This is a genomic window from Actinobacillus porcitonsillarum (genome assembly GCF_003101015.1).
GTDB lineage: Bacteria > Pseudomonadota > Gammaproteobacteria > Enterobacterales > Pasteurellaceae > Haemophilus_A > Haemophilus_A porcitonsillarum.
The window spans coordinates 2,087,475-2,103,916 of record NZ_CP029206.1 but is presented as its reverse complement, the minus strand read 5'-3'; the positions used below and the strand labels follow the sequence as shown (position 1 = coordinate 2,103,916).

Annotated in this window: 11 protein-coding genes; 10 read left to right on the top strand and 1 reads right to left on the bottom strand. The window is 41.3% G+C overall.

Annotated elements, in window-relative coordinates; genetic code table 11:
• Window positions 1-65: 65 nt before the first annotated feature.
• The 9 genes from DDU33_RS10085 to udp all read left to right on the top strand — a co-directional run bounded on the left by DDU33_RS10085 (window position 66) and on the right by udp (window position 14,356).
• Window positions 66-2,201 (top strand): alpha-galactosidase, encoded by a 2,136-nt coding sequence (locus DDU33_RS10085; RefSeq protein WP_108925314.1) that lies wholly within the window; start codon window positions 66-68, stop codon window positions 2,199-2,201.
• A gap of 201 nt (window positions 2,202-2,402) precedes the next feature.
• On the top strand, window positions 2,403-3,452 hold the full coding sequence (galT, locus tag DDU33_RS10080; RefSeq protein ID WP_108924991.1) for a galactose-1-phosphate uridylyltransferase: 1,050 nt from the start codon (window positions 2,403-2,405) through the stop codon (window positions 3,450-3,452).
• Window positions 3,453-3,602: 150 nt separating this feature from the next.
• On the top strand, window positions 3,603-4,757 hold the full coding sequence (gene galK, locus DDU33_RS10075; protein WP_108924989.1) for a galactokinase: 1,155 nt from the start codon (window positions 3,603-3,605) through the stop codon (window positions 4,755-4,757).
• 183 nt (window positions 4,758-4,940) lie between these two features.
• Window positions 4,941-5,909 carry a galactose-1-epimerase gene (locus tag DDU33_RS10070; protein ID WP_108924987.1) on the top strand — a complete coding sequence of 323 codons (969 nt, stop codon included), beginning with the start codon at window positions 4,941-4,943 and terminating at the stop codon, window positions 5,907-5,909.
• Window positions 5,910-6,060: 151 nt separating this feature from the next.
• Window positions 6,061-9,072, top strand: coding sequence for a glycoside hydrolase family 2 TIM barrel-domain containing protein (locus DDU33_RS10065; protein ID WP_108924985.1), 3,012 nt, complete (start codon window positions 6,061-6,063; stop codon window positions 9,070-9,072).
• A gap of 308 nt (window positions 9,073-9,380) precedes the next feature.
• Entirely contained in the window at window positions 9,381-10,367 is a 987-nt protein-coding gene (locus DDU33_RS10060; RefSeq protein WP_108922914.1) for an IS110 family transposase, read from the top strand.
• A 120-nt stretch (window positions 10,368-10,487) separates the two neighbouring features.
• Window positions 10,488-11,852: a nucleotide 5'-monophosphate nucleosidase PpnN gene (ppnN, locus tag DDU33_RS10055; RefSeq protein ID WP_108924983.1), complete on the top strand. Its 1,365-nt coding sequence runs from the start codon at window positions 10,488-10,490 to the stop codon at window positions 11,850-11,852.
• 10 nt (window positions 11,853-11,862) lie between these two features.
• Window positions 11,863-13,419 carry a DUF2813 domain-containing protein gene (locus tag DDU33_RS10050; RefSeq protein ID WP_108924981.1) on the top strand — a complete coding sequence of 519 codons (1,557 nt, stop codon included), beginning with the start codon at window positions 11,863-11,865 and terminating at the stop codon, window positions 13,417-13,419.
• A 175-nt stretch (window positions 13,420-13,594) separates the two neighbouring features.
• Window positions 13,595-14,356, top strand: coding sequence for a uridine phosphorylase (gene udp, locus DDU33_RS10045; RefSeq protein WP_108924979.1), 762 nt, complete (start codon window positions 13,595-13,597; stop codon window positions 14,354-14,356).
• Here the strand turns inward: udp and rlmD are convergent, their stop codons facing one another.
• On the bottom strand, window positions 14,357-15,679 hold the full coding sequence (rlmD, locus tag DDU33_RS10040) for a 23S rRNA (uracil(1939)-C(5))-methyltransferase RlmD (protein ID WP_108924977.1): 1,323 nt from the start codon (window positions 15,677-15,679) through the stop codon (window positions 14,357-14,359). It abuts the gene before it with no gap.
• A 157-nt stretch (window positions 15,680-15,836) separates the two neighbouring features.
• On the opposite strand from rlmD, the gene DDU33_RS10035 reads away from it, so the two are divergent.
• A complete protein-coding gene (locus tag DDU33_RS10035; protein ID WP_108924975.1) occupies window positions 15,837-16,202 on the top strand; it encodes a hypothetical protein in 366 nt (121 codons plus the stop codon).
• Window positions 16,203-16,442: the final 240 nt, after the last annotated feature.

Genomic DNA, 16,442 nt, shown 5'->3' with positions numbered 1-16,442 from the left:
GTATGGGCGAGGGTATCCCCGCCCGTAAACAAGCCAAAGAATTTAACCGAATTGGAGTTTATAATATGAGCAATATTATCCGTCTTTCTAGTCAAAAAAACGATCTTATTATTGAGGCATCAGATAACCCTCGCATCCTTTATTGGGGCGAAAAACTTTCCACATTTAGCCCTGAAAGTGCTTGGCTTTCACAAGCTGGCGTAACCAATGGAGGCTTAGATATTGATGTACCTGTATCACTCATTTCAGAGAACGGACGAGGCTATTTTGAAAGCAGTAGTTTAGAAGGGCATCGTAATGGTTTGAATTCAATGCCGGTATTCAAATTAAGTAAAATTGAGCAAGAAAATGACCGCTTGATCTTACGCCAAACCGATGAAATCGCCGGATTAGAATTTATCAGCGAATTTGTGCTTGATGAAAAAACGTCTGTACTAAAAACTCGCAACAAACTACGTAATTTAAAAGCAGGACGCTATACGGTTGATCGCCTTGCAGTAACGTTACCATTACCGGAGTTTGCTGATGAAGTTTGCAATTTCTACGGCAGATGGGTACGAGAGTTCCAGCTTAATCGCCAAACTTTAAAACATGGTGGTTTCATTCAAGAAAATCGAGTGGGCAGAACATCTCACGAATATCCGCCTATTGTAATGGTCGGCGAAAATGGCTTTAAAGAGCAAAATGGTCAAGTTTGGGGCTTTCATTTAGCTTGGAGTGGCAATCATCGTATTCGTGCCGATATTGATATTCGTGGTCGCCGAACTGTTCAGCTTGAAGCATTATATTTTGCCGGCGAAATTAGCCTAGAGCAAAATGAAGAAGTTGCCACGCCTTGGGTTTATAGCACCTTCTCAGCGGAAGGATTAAACGGTATGAGCCAACAATTCCATCAATATGTCCGTGAGCATATTGTCCGCTTCCCGAAAGAAAAAACGCGTCCTGTGCATTTAAATATTTGGGAAGGCGTTTATTTTGACCATAAACCGGATCATATTATCGCTATGGCAAAAGCGGCGGCAGAAATGGGCGTAGAACGTTTTATTATTGATGATGGTTGGTTTATCGGACGTGATGATGATTTTGGCGGATTAGGCGATTGGTATTTAGATGAACGTAAATATCCAAACGGTTTAACACCGGTTATTCAGCAAGTGAAAGAGCTTGGTATGCAATTCGGGATTTGGGTAGAGTTAGAGATGATTAATAAACCGACAAAGCTCTATCAACAACACCCAGATTGGTTATTGGAAGTAAAAGGCTACGATCAACCTGCAGAGCGTAATCAGTATGTGTTGGATCTCTGCAATCCTGATGTGTTTAATTATTTAGTCGAACGTATGGATTGGTTGTTAGGCAATCACGACATTGACTATGTGAAATGGGATATGAACCGCCGTATTGTACAAGGCGCACACGAAGGCAAAGCCGCTGTTACCAAACAAACTGAAGCACTGTATCGCTTATGTGATGTGCTTTGCGAAAAATATCCGAATGTGGAGTTTGAGGCGTGTTCTTCCGGTGGTGGACGTATCGATTATGAAATTTTAAAACGCTCACAACGTTTCTGGACTTCGGACGATAATGATGCTCTTGAGCGCCAAACTATTCAACGTGGCTTTAGCTATTTCTATCCGCCGGAAGTGATGGGAGCGCATATCGGAGGCTATCACTGTCATACGACTTACCGAAAATTAGATGCAAATTTCCGTGGCTTAACGGCACTGTTCGGACATATGGGCGTAGAACTTGATCCGGTTAAAGAGGGCGAAGAAGAGCGCCAAAACTTTGCAAAATACATTGCGTTGCATAAGTCTTTACGCCCGTTATTGCACAATGGCGTATCGTTCCGACTAGACCGTAAAGATCCGGCCTCACTTGTGAATGGCGTGGTTAATAAAGAAGGCTCGCAAGCGGTTGTTTTAATCAGCCAACTTGCAATGTTGGATTACTTAGGGCAAGAAGCGTTACGTTTACCGTATTTAGCTGAAGGCGATTATCAAGTAGAAATACTCGATTTACCTCGTAATTTTGCCGAAGGAAAATTCGGGCATTTGATGAAAAAATTACCACAATGGATGGTAAAAGCCTTAGAGGGCGAAAAAGTTATCATTAACAGCCAATGGTTAGCAAAAGTCGGATTAGGCTTGCCGTTAATTGATCCTGCTTCTGCAATGTTGTTGAAATTTACCCGAGTGTAACGATGTAGGGGCAAATTACATTTGCCCCAAAACCTTCACAGGAATATCAGGGCGAATGTAATTCTCCCCTACAAACGTATGTTAAATTTTGTACAAATACAATGTTATATTACATATTTCCCTATACTTGTGATCCTTATCACAGCTTAAAAAGCAAAGTTAAACTATACTCCAAAAATCTGATTGAAATGGAGCGATTATATGACAACGCAATTTATTTTAAACGATCACCCACATCGCCGTTTTAATCCGTTGAAAAATCAATGGATTTTAGTTTCTCCGCATCGAGCCAAACGCCCATGGCAAGGGCAGCAAGAAGAGATCGTGGCAGAAGATAAACCGAGTTATGATCCGACTTGCTATCTTTGCCCGAGCAATAAACGGATTACCGGCGAGCAAAATCCGGCATATACAAAACCGTTTGTGTTCAAAAATGATTTTTCTGCCTTATTACCGGATACACCGGCACCGGAAGAAAATGACGATCCTCTTTTCCAAATTTCGCACACACAAGGCGAGAGCCGTGTGATCTGCTTTTCGCCGGATCACAGCAAAACCTTGCCACAACTAAGCGTTGAAGAAATCGCACAAGTGGTAGAAGTTTGGCAAGAGCAAGTTGGCGAGCTAAAACAACGTTATCAATGGGTGCAACTCTTTGAAAACAAAGGGGCAATGATGGGTTGTTCTAACCCTCATCCACATGGGCAAATTTGGGCAAGTAATTTTCTACCGAATGAATTAGCCACAGAAGACGAATGCCAAGCCGATTATTTTGCCAAACATCAACGCCCATTATTACTAGATTACGCTCAACGAGAGCTGGAAAAACGAGAACGCATTGTCGTAGAAACTGAAGATTGGATTGCCGTTGTGCCTTATTGGGCAGCGTGGCCGTTTGAAACACTATTACTACCAAAAGCGAAACAGTTTAAATCGATTGAAGAGCTTAATCAGGCGGAACGAGAAGATTTGGCATTAGCCCTAAAAAAATTAACGATACGCTATGACAATCTCTTCAACATCAGCTTCCCTTATTCAATGGGCTTCCATTTTGCCCCATTTAACGGTAAAGAAAATGCACATTGGCAACTCCACGCCCATTTTTACCCACCACTTTTACGCTCAGCAACTGTGCGTAAATTTATGGTCGGTTATGAAATGATGGCTGAAAGCCAACGAGATCTTACTCCGGAACAAGCGGCGGAAAGGCTTAATGCAGTGAGTGATGAAGTGCATTATAAAGATAAATAACCAGCATTATATTGAGTTTGCATAAACATTGCATTTTTAGAAATGCATGTAGGGTGGGCATCCTTGCCCACCATTTGATAACCAGCCTTGTTTTTTGGTGGGCAGGGATGCCCACCCTACAAAAGTTTGTGCAATTAAGAGGAATATACTATGACCCCAATCGAACTTTCTCAAACCCAATTTAAACAACATTATGGCGAAAATGCCGAGCAAACTATTTTTGCCCCTGGTCGGGTAAACATTATCGGCGAGCATACGGACTATAACGATGGCTTTGTGATGCCTTGTGCTATCAACTATGGTATGGCAGTGAGCCTCAAAAAACGCAATGACAGCCGTTGGCGAGTTTATGCCATTGATATTCAAGCACAAGATGAATTTGATTTAAGCCAACCTATCGAAAAAAGCGAACATAAATGGGCAAATTATGTGCGTGGTGTTGTGAAATATATCCAAGCAAAATGCCCGAATTTCCAACAGGGTGCTGATATTGCGATGACGAGCGATGTACCGATGTCATCAGGTTTAAGCTCTTCAGCCGCCTTAGAAATTTCTATCGGCAAAACTTGCCAATGGCTTGGCGACTTGCCGCTTTCATTTGCGGAGATCGCCTTAATCGGACAAGAAGCCGAAAACAAATTTGTGGGCGCAAATTGTGGCAATATGGATCAACTTACCTCTGCGTTGGGGCAAAAAGATCATTTAGTGATGATTGATTGCCGCTCTTTAGAAATTACGCCAACCCCTGTGCCACAAGGCTATGACATTGCTATTATTAACTCAAATGTGAAGCACGATTTAGTCACTGGCGAATATAACAGCCGCCGTCAAGAGTGTGAACAAGCAGCAAAATTCTTTGGCGTGAAAGCCTTACGGGATTTAAGTGTTACCGATTTTCTTGCTAAGGCTGAAGCATTGAAAGCAGAAAGTGAATTAGCCTATAAACGTGCGAAACACGTGGTAACCGAAAACCAACGTGTGTTAGATGCAGTTGCCGCCTTGAAAGCCAATGATATGGAAAAATTAGGCGAGCTAATGGCGCAATCTCACGACTCAATGCGTGATGACTTTGAGATTACCATACCGGAAATTGATTATTTGGTGGAATTAGCCCAAGTCGCTATCGGTAAAAAAGGTGGGGCAAGAATGACCGGCGGCGGCTTTGGTGGCTGTATCGTCTGTCTTGTGCCTCACGAAAAAGTCGAAGCACTCCGCCAGCTGATTGCAGAAAATTACGAAAAACAAACGGGAATTAAAGAAACCTTTTACGTTTGCACTGCAAGTGATGGGGTGAGAGTAGTTTAATTTCCATCTTACTCTCGCCCGCTTGCGGGAGAGAGACAGCCAGCGAATGTCTAGTGAGCTGGCAGAGAGAGGGGAAGCGGTCAGTTTTTCAAAAAATTTTACAAATTCTCCTCTCCCTCCGAAAATTCTACGAATTTTCTCCCCCCTCTCCCGCAAGCGGGCGAGGGAAATTAAGGAGCTGTTATGCAACTTATCACACTTGAAAACAAATATCTTAAATTAACCCTCTCTCCTTTTGGGGCGTCTTGGCTTTCTTGCATTGTAAAACACCCAAAAGGCGAACGAGAAGTTTTGGTTACCACCGATGCAAAAAATTGGCAAAAACAGACCGCTTACTTTGGCGCAACGGTTGGGCGTTATGCCAACCGCATTGCCAATGCACAATATCAACTCAACGGCAAGACTTACCAACTGGCGGCGAATAACGGTCGCAATAACTTACACGGCGGCAATGTGGGGGCGGATAAAGTGGAATGGGAAATCCTAAGCCAAAGCTCACAAGCGGTTAAATTTGCCTACTGTTTTGCTGACGGCGAAGAAGGGTTTGGCGGCGAGGTAAAAACGACTGTGGAATACCGCCTGAATGAAGATTGCCTTGAAATTCACTTTGAAGCGAACGCTTCGCAAGACACACCGCTTTGCTTGACTAATCACGCCTATTTTAACTTAAGTGGCGAACCGACGATCAAACATCATCGCTTGCAATTAAATGCGAGCCACTATTTACCGGTCGATGAAAGCGGTATTCCCAATAAACCTTTGCAAGCGGTGGACGGGACAAGTTTTGATTTCCGCCAAGCCAAAATCATCGGCAAGGATTTGCTGAGCGATGCCGATCAACAAAACGTAAAAGGCTACGATCACGCTTTCCTTATTGCAAAAAAATCACCAGATTTTACCGCTTGTCTAGCGGTGGAGGATTTAACGCTTAAATTGGATACCAGCTATCCAGCCATTCAAATTTACACGGGCAATTGGCTAAAAGGACAACCCAATATGCAAGCGGGCGAATATGAAGATTATGCCGGTATTGCGTTAGAACCCGAGTTTTTCCCCAACAGCCCAAACCAGCCGGAATTGGCAAAATTTGGCGGTATTTTGAAAGCAAATGAGCCTTATAACCATAAAATAAGTTATCAGTTTATTTTTTAAAATTTGATATTAGAGGTTATGGTATAAACTTTTTTGTAGGGTGGACGTAAGTCCACGATTGATATTGATAAGAAACGTGGACTTACGTCCACCCTACGCATCAGAAAATCCTCCTCTTTAAAAAAAGAGACACCCAAATAGGAGAATGAAAATGCAACTTCCAAACTATTTCCAAGATCCAAATATATTACACGTTAATACCTTGCCGCATCACGCCTATTTTATTCCTCATCAAAGTTTAGAAACCACCGAGGCACGGGAACATTCTGCCTATTTTACCTTGCTTAATGGCGATTGGGATTTCAATTATTACGAAAGCTATCATCAACTGCCTCAAGATTTTTTAACGATGGCGTTTGAGCATAAAATCCCCGTGCCGTCTAATTGGCAAAATCACGGTTTTGATCGACACCACTACACAAATATCAACTATCCATTCCCGTTTGATCCACCGTTTGTACCGCATCAAAACCCTTGCGGTGTTTATCATCGCGCCTTTACGGCACAGCCTAACACGGCGAAACGCTATTTATTGAATTTTGAAGGCGTGGACTCTTGCTTGTTTGTTTACCTCAACAAGCAATTTGTCGGGTATAGCCAAATTAGCCATAACACTTCAGAATTTGATGTGACGGAATACCTGCAACAAGGCACAAATCATTTAACGGTCGTGGTTTTAAAATGGTGTGATGGTAGTTATTTGGAAGATCAGGATAAATTCCGAATGTCGGGCATTTTCCGAGATGTTTATTTGCTGGAACGCCCAGAAAATTATTTGCAGGATTTCTTTATCCGCTATGAATTAGATGAGCATTTTAGCCAAGCGGAACTTCGTTTGGAAACGCAATTTATCGGGCAAAAACAACCGCTTGATATTCAGCTTTTTGCCCCAAACGGTGCTTTAGTTTTACAACAACAAGCGGTCGATTTTTGTGAAAAAATCACGAATATTCAACTTTGGAATGCAGAGCTGCCACAGCTTTACACCTTGGTTTTACGCTATGCCGATGAAGTGATCGTCCAAAAAATCGGCTTTAGAAAAGCGGAAGTGAAAGAAGGCATTTTCTATTTCAATGGGCAGCCAATTAAATTTAGAGGCGTGAACCGCCACGACAGCGATCCGAAAACGGGTTATACCATCAGTTATGCACAAGCCTTGAAAGATTTACAGTTGATGAAGCAACATAACATCAATGCCATTCGTACCGCCCATTATCCGAATGCGCCTTGGTTTAGTGAGCTTTGCGATCAATATGGTTTTTACTTGATTGGCGAAGCCGATGTGGAAGCACACGGGGCGAGTATGCTCACGGTCAAAACACCGGAACCGAGCATTTTCCTCAATCACGAAAACGATCCTGAAACGGCCCGTATTCGCCAAGAGACCATCGATAATTTCTGCTATTTTGCACGTGATCCAGCCTTTAAAAAGGCAATTTTAGATCGCCAACAAGCGAATGTAGAACGAGACAAAAACCGCACTTCGATTATTATTTGGTCGCTAGGCAATGAAAGTGGCTACGGCGAGAATTTTGAGGCGGCTGCCGAATGGATAAAATCACGCGATCCTTCTCGTTTGGTGCATTATGAAAGCTCAATTTATCAACATACTCAACACCAAAATGATCTCTCAAATTTAGATTTTTACAGTGAAATGTACGGCTCGACAGAAGATATTGACCGCTATTGCGAAGAGCCGAAAGCGAAGCCGTTTATCTTATGTGAGTACACTCACGCAATGGGGAATTCTAACGGTGATGCGGAAGATTATTGGCAAGCGTTCCAACGCCATCGCCAATCTTGTGGCGGCTTTGTGTGGGAATGGTGCGATCACGCCCCTTATTTACCAAACGGTAAATTTGGTTATGGCGGCGATTTTGGCGACACACCGAATGACGGCAATTTCTGTATGGACGGTTTAGTTTCTCCGGATCGCATCCCACACAGCAATTTATTAGAGCTGAAAAACGTTAATCGCCCTGTTCGAGCAAGCTATCAAAATGGCGAATTACGTCTTCACAATTACCTTGATTTTACGGATTTAGCCGATTTCGTAACGGTGCATTATGAATTTGTCCAAAACGGCGTGGTAACAAGCGGTGGAAAATGCCAAATTGATTGCAAACCGCAGCAAAGTGCCGTGCTCAATTTGCCGATGCCTGAAAATAACGGCGAACATTGGCTATTAAATTTACGTTATACGCAAAATCACGCTTCGGCATTGCTGGCGAAGCATCACGAGTTAGGCTTTGATCAAATTTTGCTTTATCCGCAAAATCACTTCAAAAAACAACCGCTTGTTAAAGAAGCAACCCACTTTGACGTAAACGAAACAGCTCTAACCGTTGAGATCAAAAATGGCGATTATCGCTATCTGTTCGATAAACAGAAAGGCATTTTCAGCCATATTGAGAAAAACGAAGTGGCACAAATTGAACAACCGCTGGATTTTGTGATTTGGCGAGCACCAACGGATAACGACCGCCTTATTCGTGAAACGTGGCAAAATGCAGGTTACGATAAAGCTTATAGTCGAGCTTATGAAACAGCGGTAAATGTTACAGATCAAGCGGTTGAAATTACCGTGAAATCTGCCATTTTAGCGGTTGCCCGTGGACGCATTTTAACTTTAGACCTCCGTTATCAAATTTGGGCGAACGGGCAAATTTCATTGCATATTCAAGGGCAACGGGCAGGATATTTACCGTTTTTACCTCGCTTTGGGTTACGTTTCTATTTACCAAAACAGCAAATTTCTATGGCAGAGCCATTAGAGTATTTTGGCTATGGCGAAGCGGAAAGTTACATTGATAAACATCATTTAGCAAAATTGGGGATTTACCACACAACGGCAAAAACGAACCATACGGATTACGTTAAACCGCAAGAAAATGGTAGCCATTTTGGTTGTGAGTATTTGAAAGTAAATGGTTTGTACATTAGTGCAGATAAAGCGTTTAGCTTTAACCTCTCGCCTTATACCGCCGAAGAACTGACCACGAAAAAACACCATTATGAACTAGAAGAAGCGGCTTCGACTATTTTATGTGTGGATTACAAAATGAGTGGCATCGGCTCTAACTCTTGCGGCCCGAATTTGAAAGATGAGTATCGTTTGAATGAGGAGCGGATAGAAATCACGTTCTATTTAAATTTCAATTAATGTTGTTCAAAAGAATAGTAGGGGCGCCATGCTGGCGCCCGTTTTTCTCATGTTCTAAAAATATATTGTTTTTCCGTATTGAATTTATACGGACGCCAGCATTACGTCCCTTGTATTAGAATATGGGTAAAAGAAAACCCCATTACGAGTACCATCATAATGGGGTTAAAGAGAAAGTAGAGTTGTGGCGTCCCTAGTGCTATTAAGCACGTAGTGTAGATATAAGCCTACTTCCTCATCCACTATCACCCCGAATGGTATCTCAGGCACGTTTTCCGTAGCCCGCATTCACAAGGTTTGGAGGTCAAATGGATAACCCATTATATTACGTTGGCATTGATATTGCCAAAGCTAAATTTGATGTTGCCATTAAATTACAAAACGGCAAACATAAGCATAAAGTGTTTAAAAATAATCCGGAAGGATTTCAATCACTTATGCAGTGGCTCAATACATTTGGTGAAACTTTTCACTGCGTAATGGAAGCCACCAATATTTATCACGAAGCCCTAGCTGATTTTCTGTTTCAACAGCAAATCACCGTTAGCGTAATTAACCCTAAATGTAGTGCAAATTTCACGAGAACCGATAATTTACGCTCTAAAACCGACAAAATCGACGCCAAAATGCTTGCCGATTATGCCGATGAAAAGCGTCATAAATTACCGATTTATCAGCCAATTTCCCCTGCTCAACGGGAATTGTTGCGTAAAAATCGCCAACTTGACCACCTGAAAAAACAGTTGGCACAAGAAAAAACACGGCTAACGATGTTGATTGATAGCGATTGCATTGCTTCAACACAGCAGATGATTGCCTTCATCAAAGCGCAGATTAATGCTTTGGAGAAAACGATTAAACAGTGCGTTAATGCAGATAACACATTGAAAAACAATGTAAAATTGCTTTGCACTATTCCTGCTATTGGCTTTGCAACCGCCGTTCAACTGATTGCCCATTTAGGTGATGGCAATCGTTTTAAAAATGCAAAAGCTGCAGCCACTTTTACAGGCTTAACCCCGATGATTAAAAGTTCGGGGAAAAGTTTAAATACCGTTATTGGTATCTCAAAAATCGGGCAATCCGACATTCGCAAGGCGCTCTTTTGTCCTGCAATGAATTTTGCCTTTGGCTGCTACAAAAATAGCGTATATCGCTCGTTTGTATTGCGGTTGCTTGAGTGTGGTAAGCCTAAAATGGTAATTATCACTGCTTTAATGCGTAAATTAGTCACTATTGCACAGGCTGTATTGCAAAAACAGACGGCATTTAATTTAGATACATTTATGAAATAAAATTTGTTGTGTCTTATGGTATCTACTATATTAAATAAAAGCTAGGGAATTACTGATAAATCTATTTCATAAAAATTTATTTTTTGCTATGTTGTCCGAAAAGACTAGAAGGAATTCGATATGAGTCGTTATAGAATCGCCCCCAAAGGAAGCATGGAACAACTCTCTCAGTTAGAAGTGGAGCTATTGAAAAAAGAAGCCAAAGGGAGTTTATACCCGCTTTATCGTAATTGCTCGCTGGCGGTGTTAAATTCAGGGGCGGTAACGGATGATAGTCGGGCGCTTTTAGCACAATATCAACATTTTGATATTGAATTAGTGGCTTGTGAGAAAAGTATCGTGCTTGAATTGCATAATCCACCTGAAACGGCATTTGTCGATCAAAAAATTATCCGAAATATCCAATATCATCTCTTTTCTGTATTGCGTGATATTATTTTTGTAAACGGTATGACCGAGCGGTTAAAAGGCGTTTTGGACATTCCATTATCCAAATACAGCAGTAATTTGATCTTCTCTATTTTACGTAACGCTAAGGCATTTCCGGCAAACAATGATTTAAATCTGGTGGTTTGTTGGGGAGGACACTCTATTAGTGAAACAGAATATCAGTATTGTAAAACGGTAGGAACAGAGCTAGGTTTAAGAGAGCTTAACATCATTACCGGTTGTGGCACAGGAGTGATGGAAGCACCGATGAGAGGTGCGGCTATTGGGCATGCCCATCAGCGTTACAAAAATAGCCGTTTTATCGGCATTACTGAGCCTTCCATTATTGCTTCCGAACCACCGAACCCTATTGTTAATGAACTTATCATTATGCCCGACATCGAAAAACGCCTTGAAGCCTTTGTGCGTTTTGGGCACGGTATCATTATTTTTCCGGGCGGGCCGGGGACATTAGAAGAGCTTTTGTATATTTTGGGAATTAAACTCAACTTTGCCAATCACGATCAGCAACTTCCGGTTATCTTAACGGCGCCGAGAGCATCTGCAAATTACTTTGAAGAAATCGACCGCTTCATTGGCGAAACCTTAGGGAAAGAAGCACAGGCGTTGTATGAAATTATCATTGATGATCCGGCTTTAGTGGCGAAAAAAATGAAATCTTCAATCGCCCGTTTAAAACAGCAACGTAGCCAAAATGGTGAGGCTTATCATTTCAATTGGTCGCTCAACATTCCGGAAGCCTTGATTAAACCTTTTGTGCCAACGCATCATTCAATGGCACAACTGAATTTACATTTTGAACAATCGAAAGAGGCACTTGCCGCAAACTTACGCTGTGCATTTTCGGGCATTGTGGCAGGAAATATTAAACCTGAAACCCAGGCATTGATTGAAAAAGAAGGGCGGTTTAAGTTATCGGGCGATCCGCTGTTGATGGAAAAAATGGATCGGCTTTTACAATCACTGGTGCAACAAAATCGAATGAAATTGCCGACAGAAAAAGCCTATCAGCCTTGTTATGAAATCCTGAAGTAGGGAGGGAAGTATGTACCTAAAATTTGTTGAAATTCACGGATTTCGTGGCATTAATTCCCTCTTTCTGAAATTACTCCCAAATATGGTGCTGATTGGCGAAAATACTTGGGGTAAATCCAGTTTATTAGGGGCGTTGAGTACGATCTTCAGTTCCAGTGACGAGCTTTATCAATTTACAGAAAGTGATTTCCACGTGGAATTTGGTAGCCAGCCGAAAAAACACCCACAAATTCGGCTACGTTTTACGTTTTGTGAAGAGCGGGGAAACGAACATCGAGAAGCCGAGTTAAAACCTTGCCGTGGATTATTTGTCACTGACGATAAAGGTTTACACTCTCTTCATTTGGAGGTTTTTGGAGAACGGAATAACGGGGAGGTTACAACACATTATCGTTTTACGAATGAACGACATCGAGTGATAAGCTGTGAAAACGAACAAGAGGTTATCCGTTATTTAATCCAGAGACATCCCGTTTATCGTTTACGTGATGCACGTTTAAATAAATCGATCAATCAGGTGCAATTGACACCGATGCCGATTAACGCTTCAGATCAAGCATTTGTGCAAGAGTTAGAAGCCCTTGCATTGTTGATGAAGTACTATTTTTTAACGGCACAAAGCCGAAAAAAAGCCCTCGAAGCTATGCAAGATAACGCTTTTTTATGGGAAAAAGCAAAAGCACTTTGTATTCGATTACAAAAAGCCCCTCATCTTGCCGAAAAAGTCCGTGAATATCTCTCAGCATTTTTTGTTCGGGATAAAAAATTAGCCAATATAGGCACGCCGATCATCTTATTTGAAGATCTTGATACGCAATTACACCCTAGAATGATTGCTATCTTATGGGCTTTAATCAGCCAATTGCAAATTCAGCGGATTACCACTACCAATTCAATGGAGTTGTTATCACATATTCCATTAAAAGAGATCTGCAGATTAGTGCGTTACCCAGATCATACTCAGGCTTACCAAATTGAAAGTAGTATGTTAGGCAAAGAAGATTTAAGAAAACTGACCTTTCATATTCATCACAATCGAGGACTAGCGCTTTTTGCCAAAACGTGGATTTTAGTAGAAGGCGAAACAGAAGTTTGGATTTTGGAAGAGATGGCAAAATTACTGAATATCGATTTAGATATTGAGGGAATCCGGATTGTCGAATTTGCCCAATGTGGTTTAAGACCGCTGATTAAATATGCCAAAGCAATGGGGATTGAATGGTACGTCTTGACCGATGGCGATGATGCCGGCTTGCGTTATGCCGATACCGTTCAAAGTTTAGAGGATAATTTTGCCAGCCGTTTGACCATCTTACCTTATCGGGATATTGAGCATTTCTTTTATCATTCCGGTTTTAAAGCGGTTTTCCTAAAATTGGCTCGCTGGCAGCCGAATGGAAAATTTTATCCCACCTCGCAAATTATTAAACGTGCAGTACATTTTACCTCTAAACCTGATTTAGCGATTGCGCTTTCAAAAGAGATGGAATTAAGAGGAGAAGATAAAATCCCCGTTTTATTTAAACAGCTATTTGAAAGTGTGCTATTGCTTACGCAAAAGGTGTAAACAATACATTAAACTCTCTCCCCTTGTGGGAGAGAGACAGACGAAGGATGCGTTCAGCAGCCTTCGGCAGAGAGAGGGGGCCCCAAAACTGATAAAAACTTGTTTAAACGCAATAAGTTAAAAATAAATTTTGTTACAATGAATTTGAATTTAGGCAAATATAAAGGAGAACAATATGTCTGAAGTATTCCATTTAGGCTTAACCAAAGCAATGTTAAACGGCGCGAAAGTGGCGATTATTCCGGGCGATCCGGCAAGAAGTGAGCGCATTGCGGCAAAATTAGAAAATCCAACCTTTTTAGCCAGTCATCGTGAATTTAACTCTTGGTTAGGGTATGCCGATGGCGAGCCGATTGTGGTTTGTTCTACGGGGATTGGCGGTCCTTCAACCTCTATCTGTGTGGAAGAGTTAGCGCAACTAGGTGTGCGTACCTTCTTACGTATTGGTACAACTGGTGCGATTCAACCGCATATCAATGTCGGCGATTTATTAGTTACCACAGGGGCGGTGCGTTTAGATGGTGCGAGCCAACATTTTGCGCCATTGGCTTATCCAGCGGTAGCAGATTTTGAATGTACCACCGCATTACATCAAGCGGCATTAGCGCAAGGTGTTCAAACTTATGTCGGGATTACCGCTTCATCAGATACATTCTACCCAGGGCAAGAGCGTTACGATACCTATTCAGGCAAAGTGTATCCGGCATATCAAGGTAGCCTAAAACAGTGGCAAGATTTACACGTGATGAATTACGAAATGGAATCGGCAACGCTATTTACAATGTGTGCTGCGTTAGGCTTAAAAGCTGGTATGGTTGCCGGTGTGATTGTAAACCGTACTCAACAAGAGATTCCAAATGAAACAACAATGAAGAGTACGGAAGAAAATGCGATTGCCGCTGTTGTGGCAGCCGCTCGCCAATTAGCTAAAAACTAATTATTTCGCTTTAACAAAAAGCGAAATGGACTCTAAATGCCCCGTATGAGGGAACATATCGATTACGGCTACTTTCGCCAGAGAGTAGCCTGATTTTATGAGTTTTTCGGCATCTCGAACTAAAGTTGCCGGATTGCAAGAGACATAAACGATCCGCTCGGGATTCAGTTCACATAAATGATCTAACGCAAAATAAGCCCCATTGCGAGCCGGATCTAACAACACCTTATTAAATGCTTCTGCCGCCCATGGCTGATCGACAAAACGCTCATCTAAATTGGTTTGATAAAAGGCAACATTATCCAACTGGTTTTCAACGGCATTTTGGCGTGCGGTAACAACCATCTCTTCAACCCCTTCCACACCGACAACATAGCCGGCTTGTTGTGCAAGCGGTAAGGTAAAGTTTCCCATCCCACAGAACAAATCCAAAACCCGATCCGATTTTTCAAGGGCTAACCAATTTAAGGCTTGTGCGACCATTTTTTGATTTTGTTCGGCATTGACCTGAATAAAATCACGAATAGAAAAATGTAGCGTTAAATCATTAAGTTTATAGTATGGTTTTTCGCCACAAATATGCTCAATTTGCTGCGCATCATTCATCAAAAACAGCGAAAGTTTGGTTTCTTCTGCGAACGCAAGTAACTGCGCCAAATCAGACGAGTCGAGTTCGCCCATATATCTTAATAACATCGCCACGGTGTTATCTGCTTCCACCAATTCAATATGTCCTAAGAGCTTTTTCTGCTTCCAGTTTGCTAATAAATTTTGTAATGAAGGAAGAAGGGTAGAGAGTGCCAGCGTTAAAATTTCACATTGCTCAAGCGGTATAATTAGGTTGGAATTTTGCATACGAAATCCCATAACCAAGTTACCGTTTTGCAACGCAACACTTAATTTGGTACGGCGGCGATAGCCTTTCGCTTGCCCAACGAGCATTGGTTCAAGTGCAATAGGAGAAGATTGCAGTTTTTGTAAACGTTGAAATAACGCTTGTTGTTTGGTTTCTCTTTGTACTTCAAGCGGAATATGCTGCATTTGGCAACCGCCACATTGAGCATAAATTGCACAACTTGGCGTTTGGCGGTTTTCTGCGGTTTTTAACCATTTAACCGCCTTCGCTCGCCCATATTGCCGTTTTTCTTCAATCACTTGAATTGCGACCTTTTCGGTTGGAAGTGCGTGTTCAACAAACCACGTTTTGCCATCAATTTTGGTTACTCCAAGCCCTTGATAATCTAACGATTGAATTTCAACCACAGGACAAGCGGTCTTTTTTTGTGGTTTTTTTGCCATTTTTTCAGAATAAAATAACGCCATTTTTTTATCACATAAGATGAGAAGATAAAGAAAGATATCGAATCATTATATCGAAAAATAAAAAAGTGAACAAAATTCTCAAAAAGAGGGGAACTTATCCAAATTACCTAAGTCATAAAGGCAGATGATTTATTTTATCTCATGAAGGAAATCAAAAATGAAAATGTTACCCAAAGTGACTTTATTAGCAACAACATTAGGTTTATTTGCCTCATCGGCATTTGCTGCAAGCATTCCAAGTGAAATTTACCGCCCGAATGGTCAGTTGGTGAAAGCCGATAAACAAGGTAATGGCGAATATGAAGTTGAATATCGTTTAAAAGGAAATGATGTTCGCGGATTAGCTAAAAGAGTTATTTCTCATGCACAAAGACATGGTTTCCGTTTAAAAGAATCTGATATTGAGCGTGACGATGCAGATTTAAAATTTAAACGTGGTGAACAAGAACTTGATGTGCAAATTGAAGTGAAAGACCACAACCGTATTGAATATAAAGCGGATTTAGATTTAGATAAAAATTAATTTTGTTTTTTAACTCGGAAAGCGGCCGTTTGCGTTTATGCAAGCGGTCTTTTTTTATGAATAAAATACAAAATAAGATAAATTGAAATTTATTTAATCGTTTGCGTCTATTGTAATATCTAAATTTATTTTCCATCGGATCAAAAAAGTTGCTTGGTTGTTTTGTTTTTCTTATAATGGTTAAGATTTTTTGTAATAAAAGGCTTTGTTTTTATTACGATAAGCTATAACAAAATCCCT

Coding starts and splice junctions, on each gene's coding strand:
- DDU33_RS10085 (WP_108925314.1), top strand. CDS start 66: ATGAGCAATATTATCCGTCTTTCTAGTCAAAAAAACGATCTTATTATT.
- galT (WP_108924991.1), top strand. CDS start 2,403: ATGACAACGCAATTTATTTTAAACGATCACCCACATCGCCGTTTTAAT.
- galK (WP_108924989.1), top strand. CDS start 3,603: ATGACCCCAATCGAACTTTCTCAAACCCAATTTAAACAACATTATGGC.
- DDU33_RS10070 (WP_108924987.1), top strand. CDS start 4,941: ATGCAACTTATCACACTTGAAAACAAATATCTTAAATTAACCCTCTCT.
- DDU33_RS10065 (WP_108924985.1), top strand. CDS start 6,061: ATGCAACTTCCAAACTATTTCCAAGATCCAAATATATTACACGTTAAT.
- DDU33_RS10060 (WP_108922914.1), top strand. CDS start 9,381: ATGGATAACCCATTATATTACGTTGGCATTGATATTGCCAAAGCTAAA.
- ppnN (WP_108924983.1), top strand. CDS start 10,488: ATGAGTCGTTATAGAATCGCCCCCAAAGGAAGCATGGAACAACTCTCT.
- DDU33_RS10050 (WP_108924981.1), top strand. CDS start 11,863: ATGTACCTAAAATTTGTTGAAATTCACGGATTTCGTGGCATTAATTCC.
- udp (WP_108924979.1), top strand. CDS start 13,595: ATGTCTGAAGTATTCCATTTAGGCTTAACCAAAGCAATGTTAAACGGC.
- rlmD (WP_108924977.1), bottom strand. CDS start 15,679: ATGGCGTTATTTTATTCTGAAAAAATGGCAAAAAAACCACAAAAAAAG.
- DDU33_RS10035 (WP_108924975.1), top strand. CDS start 15,837: ATGAAAATGTTACCCAAAGTGACTTTATTAGCAACAACATTAGGTTTA.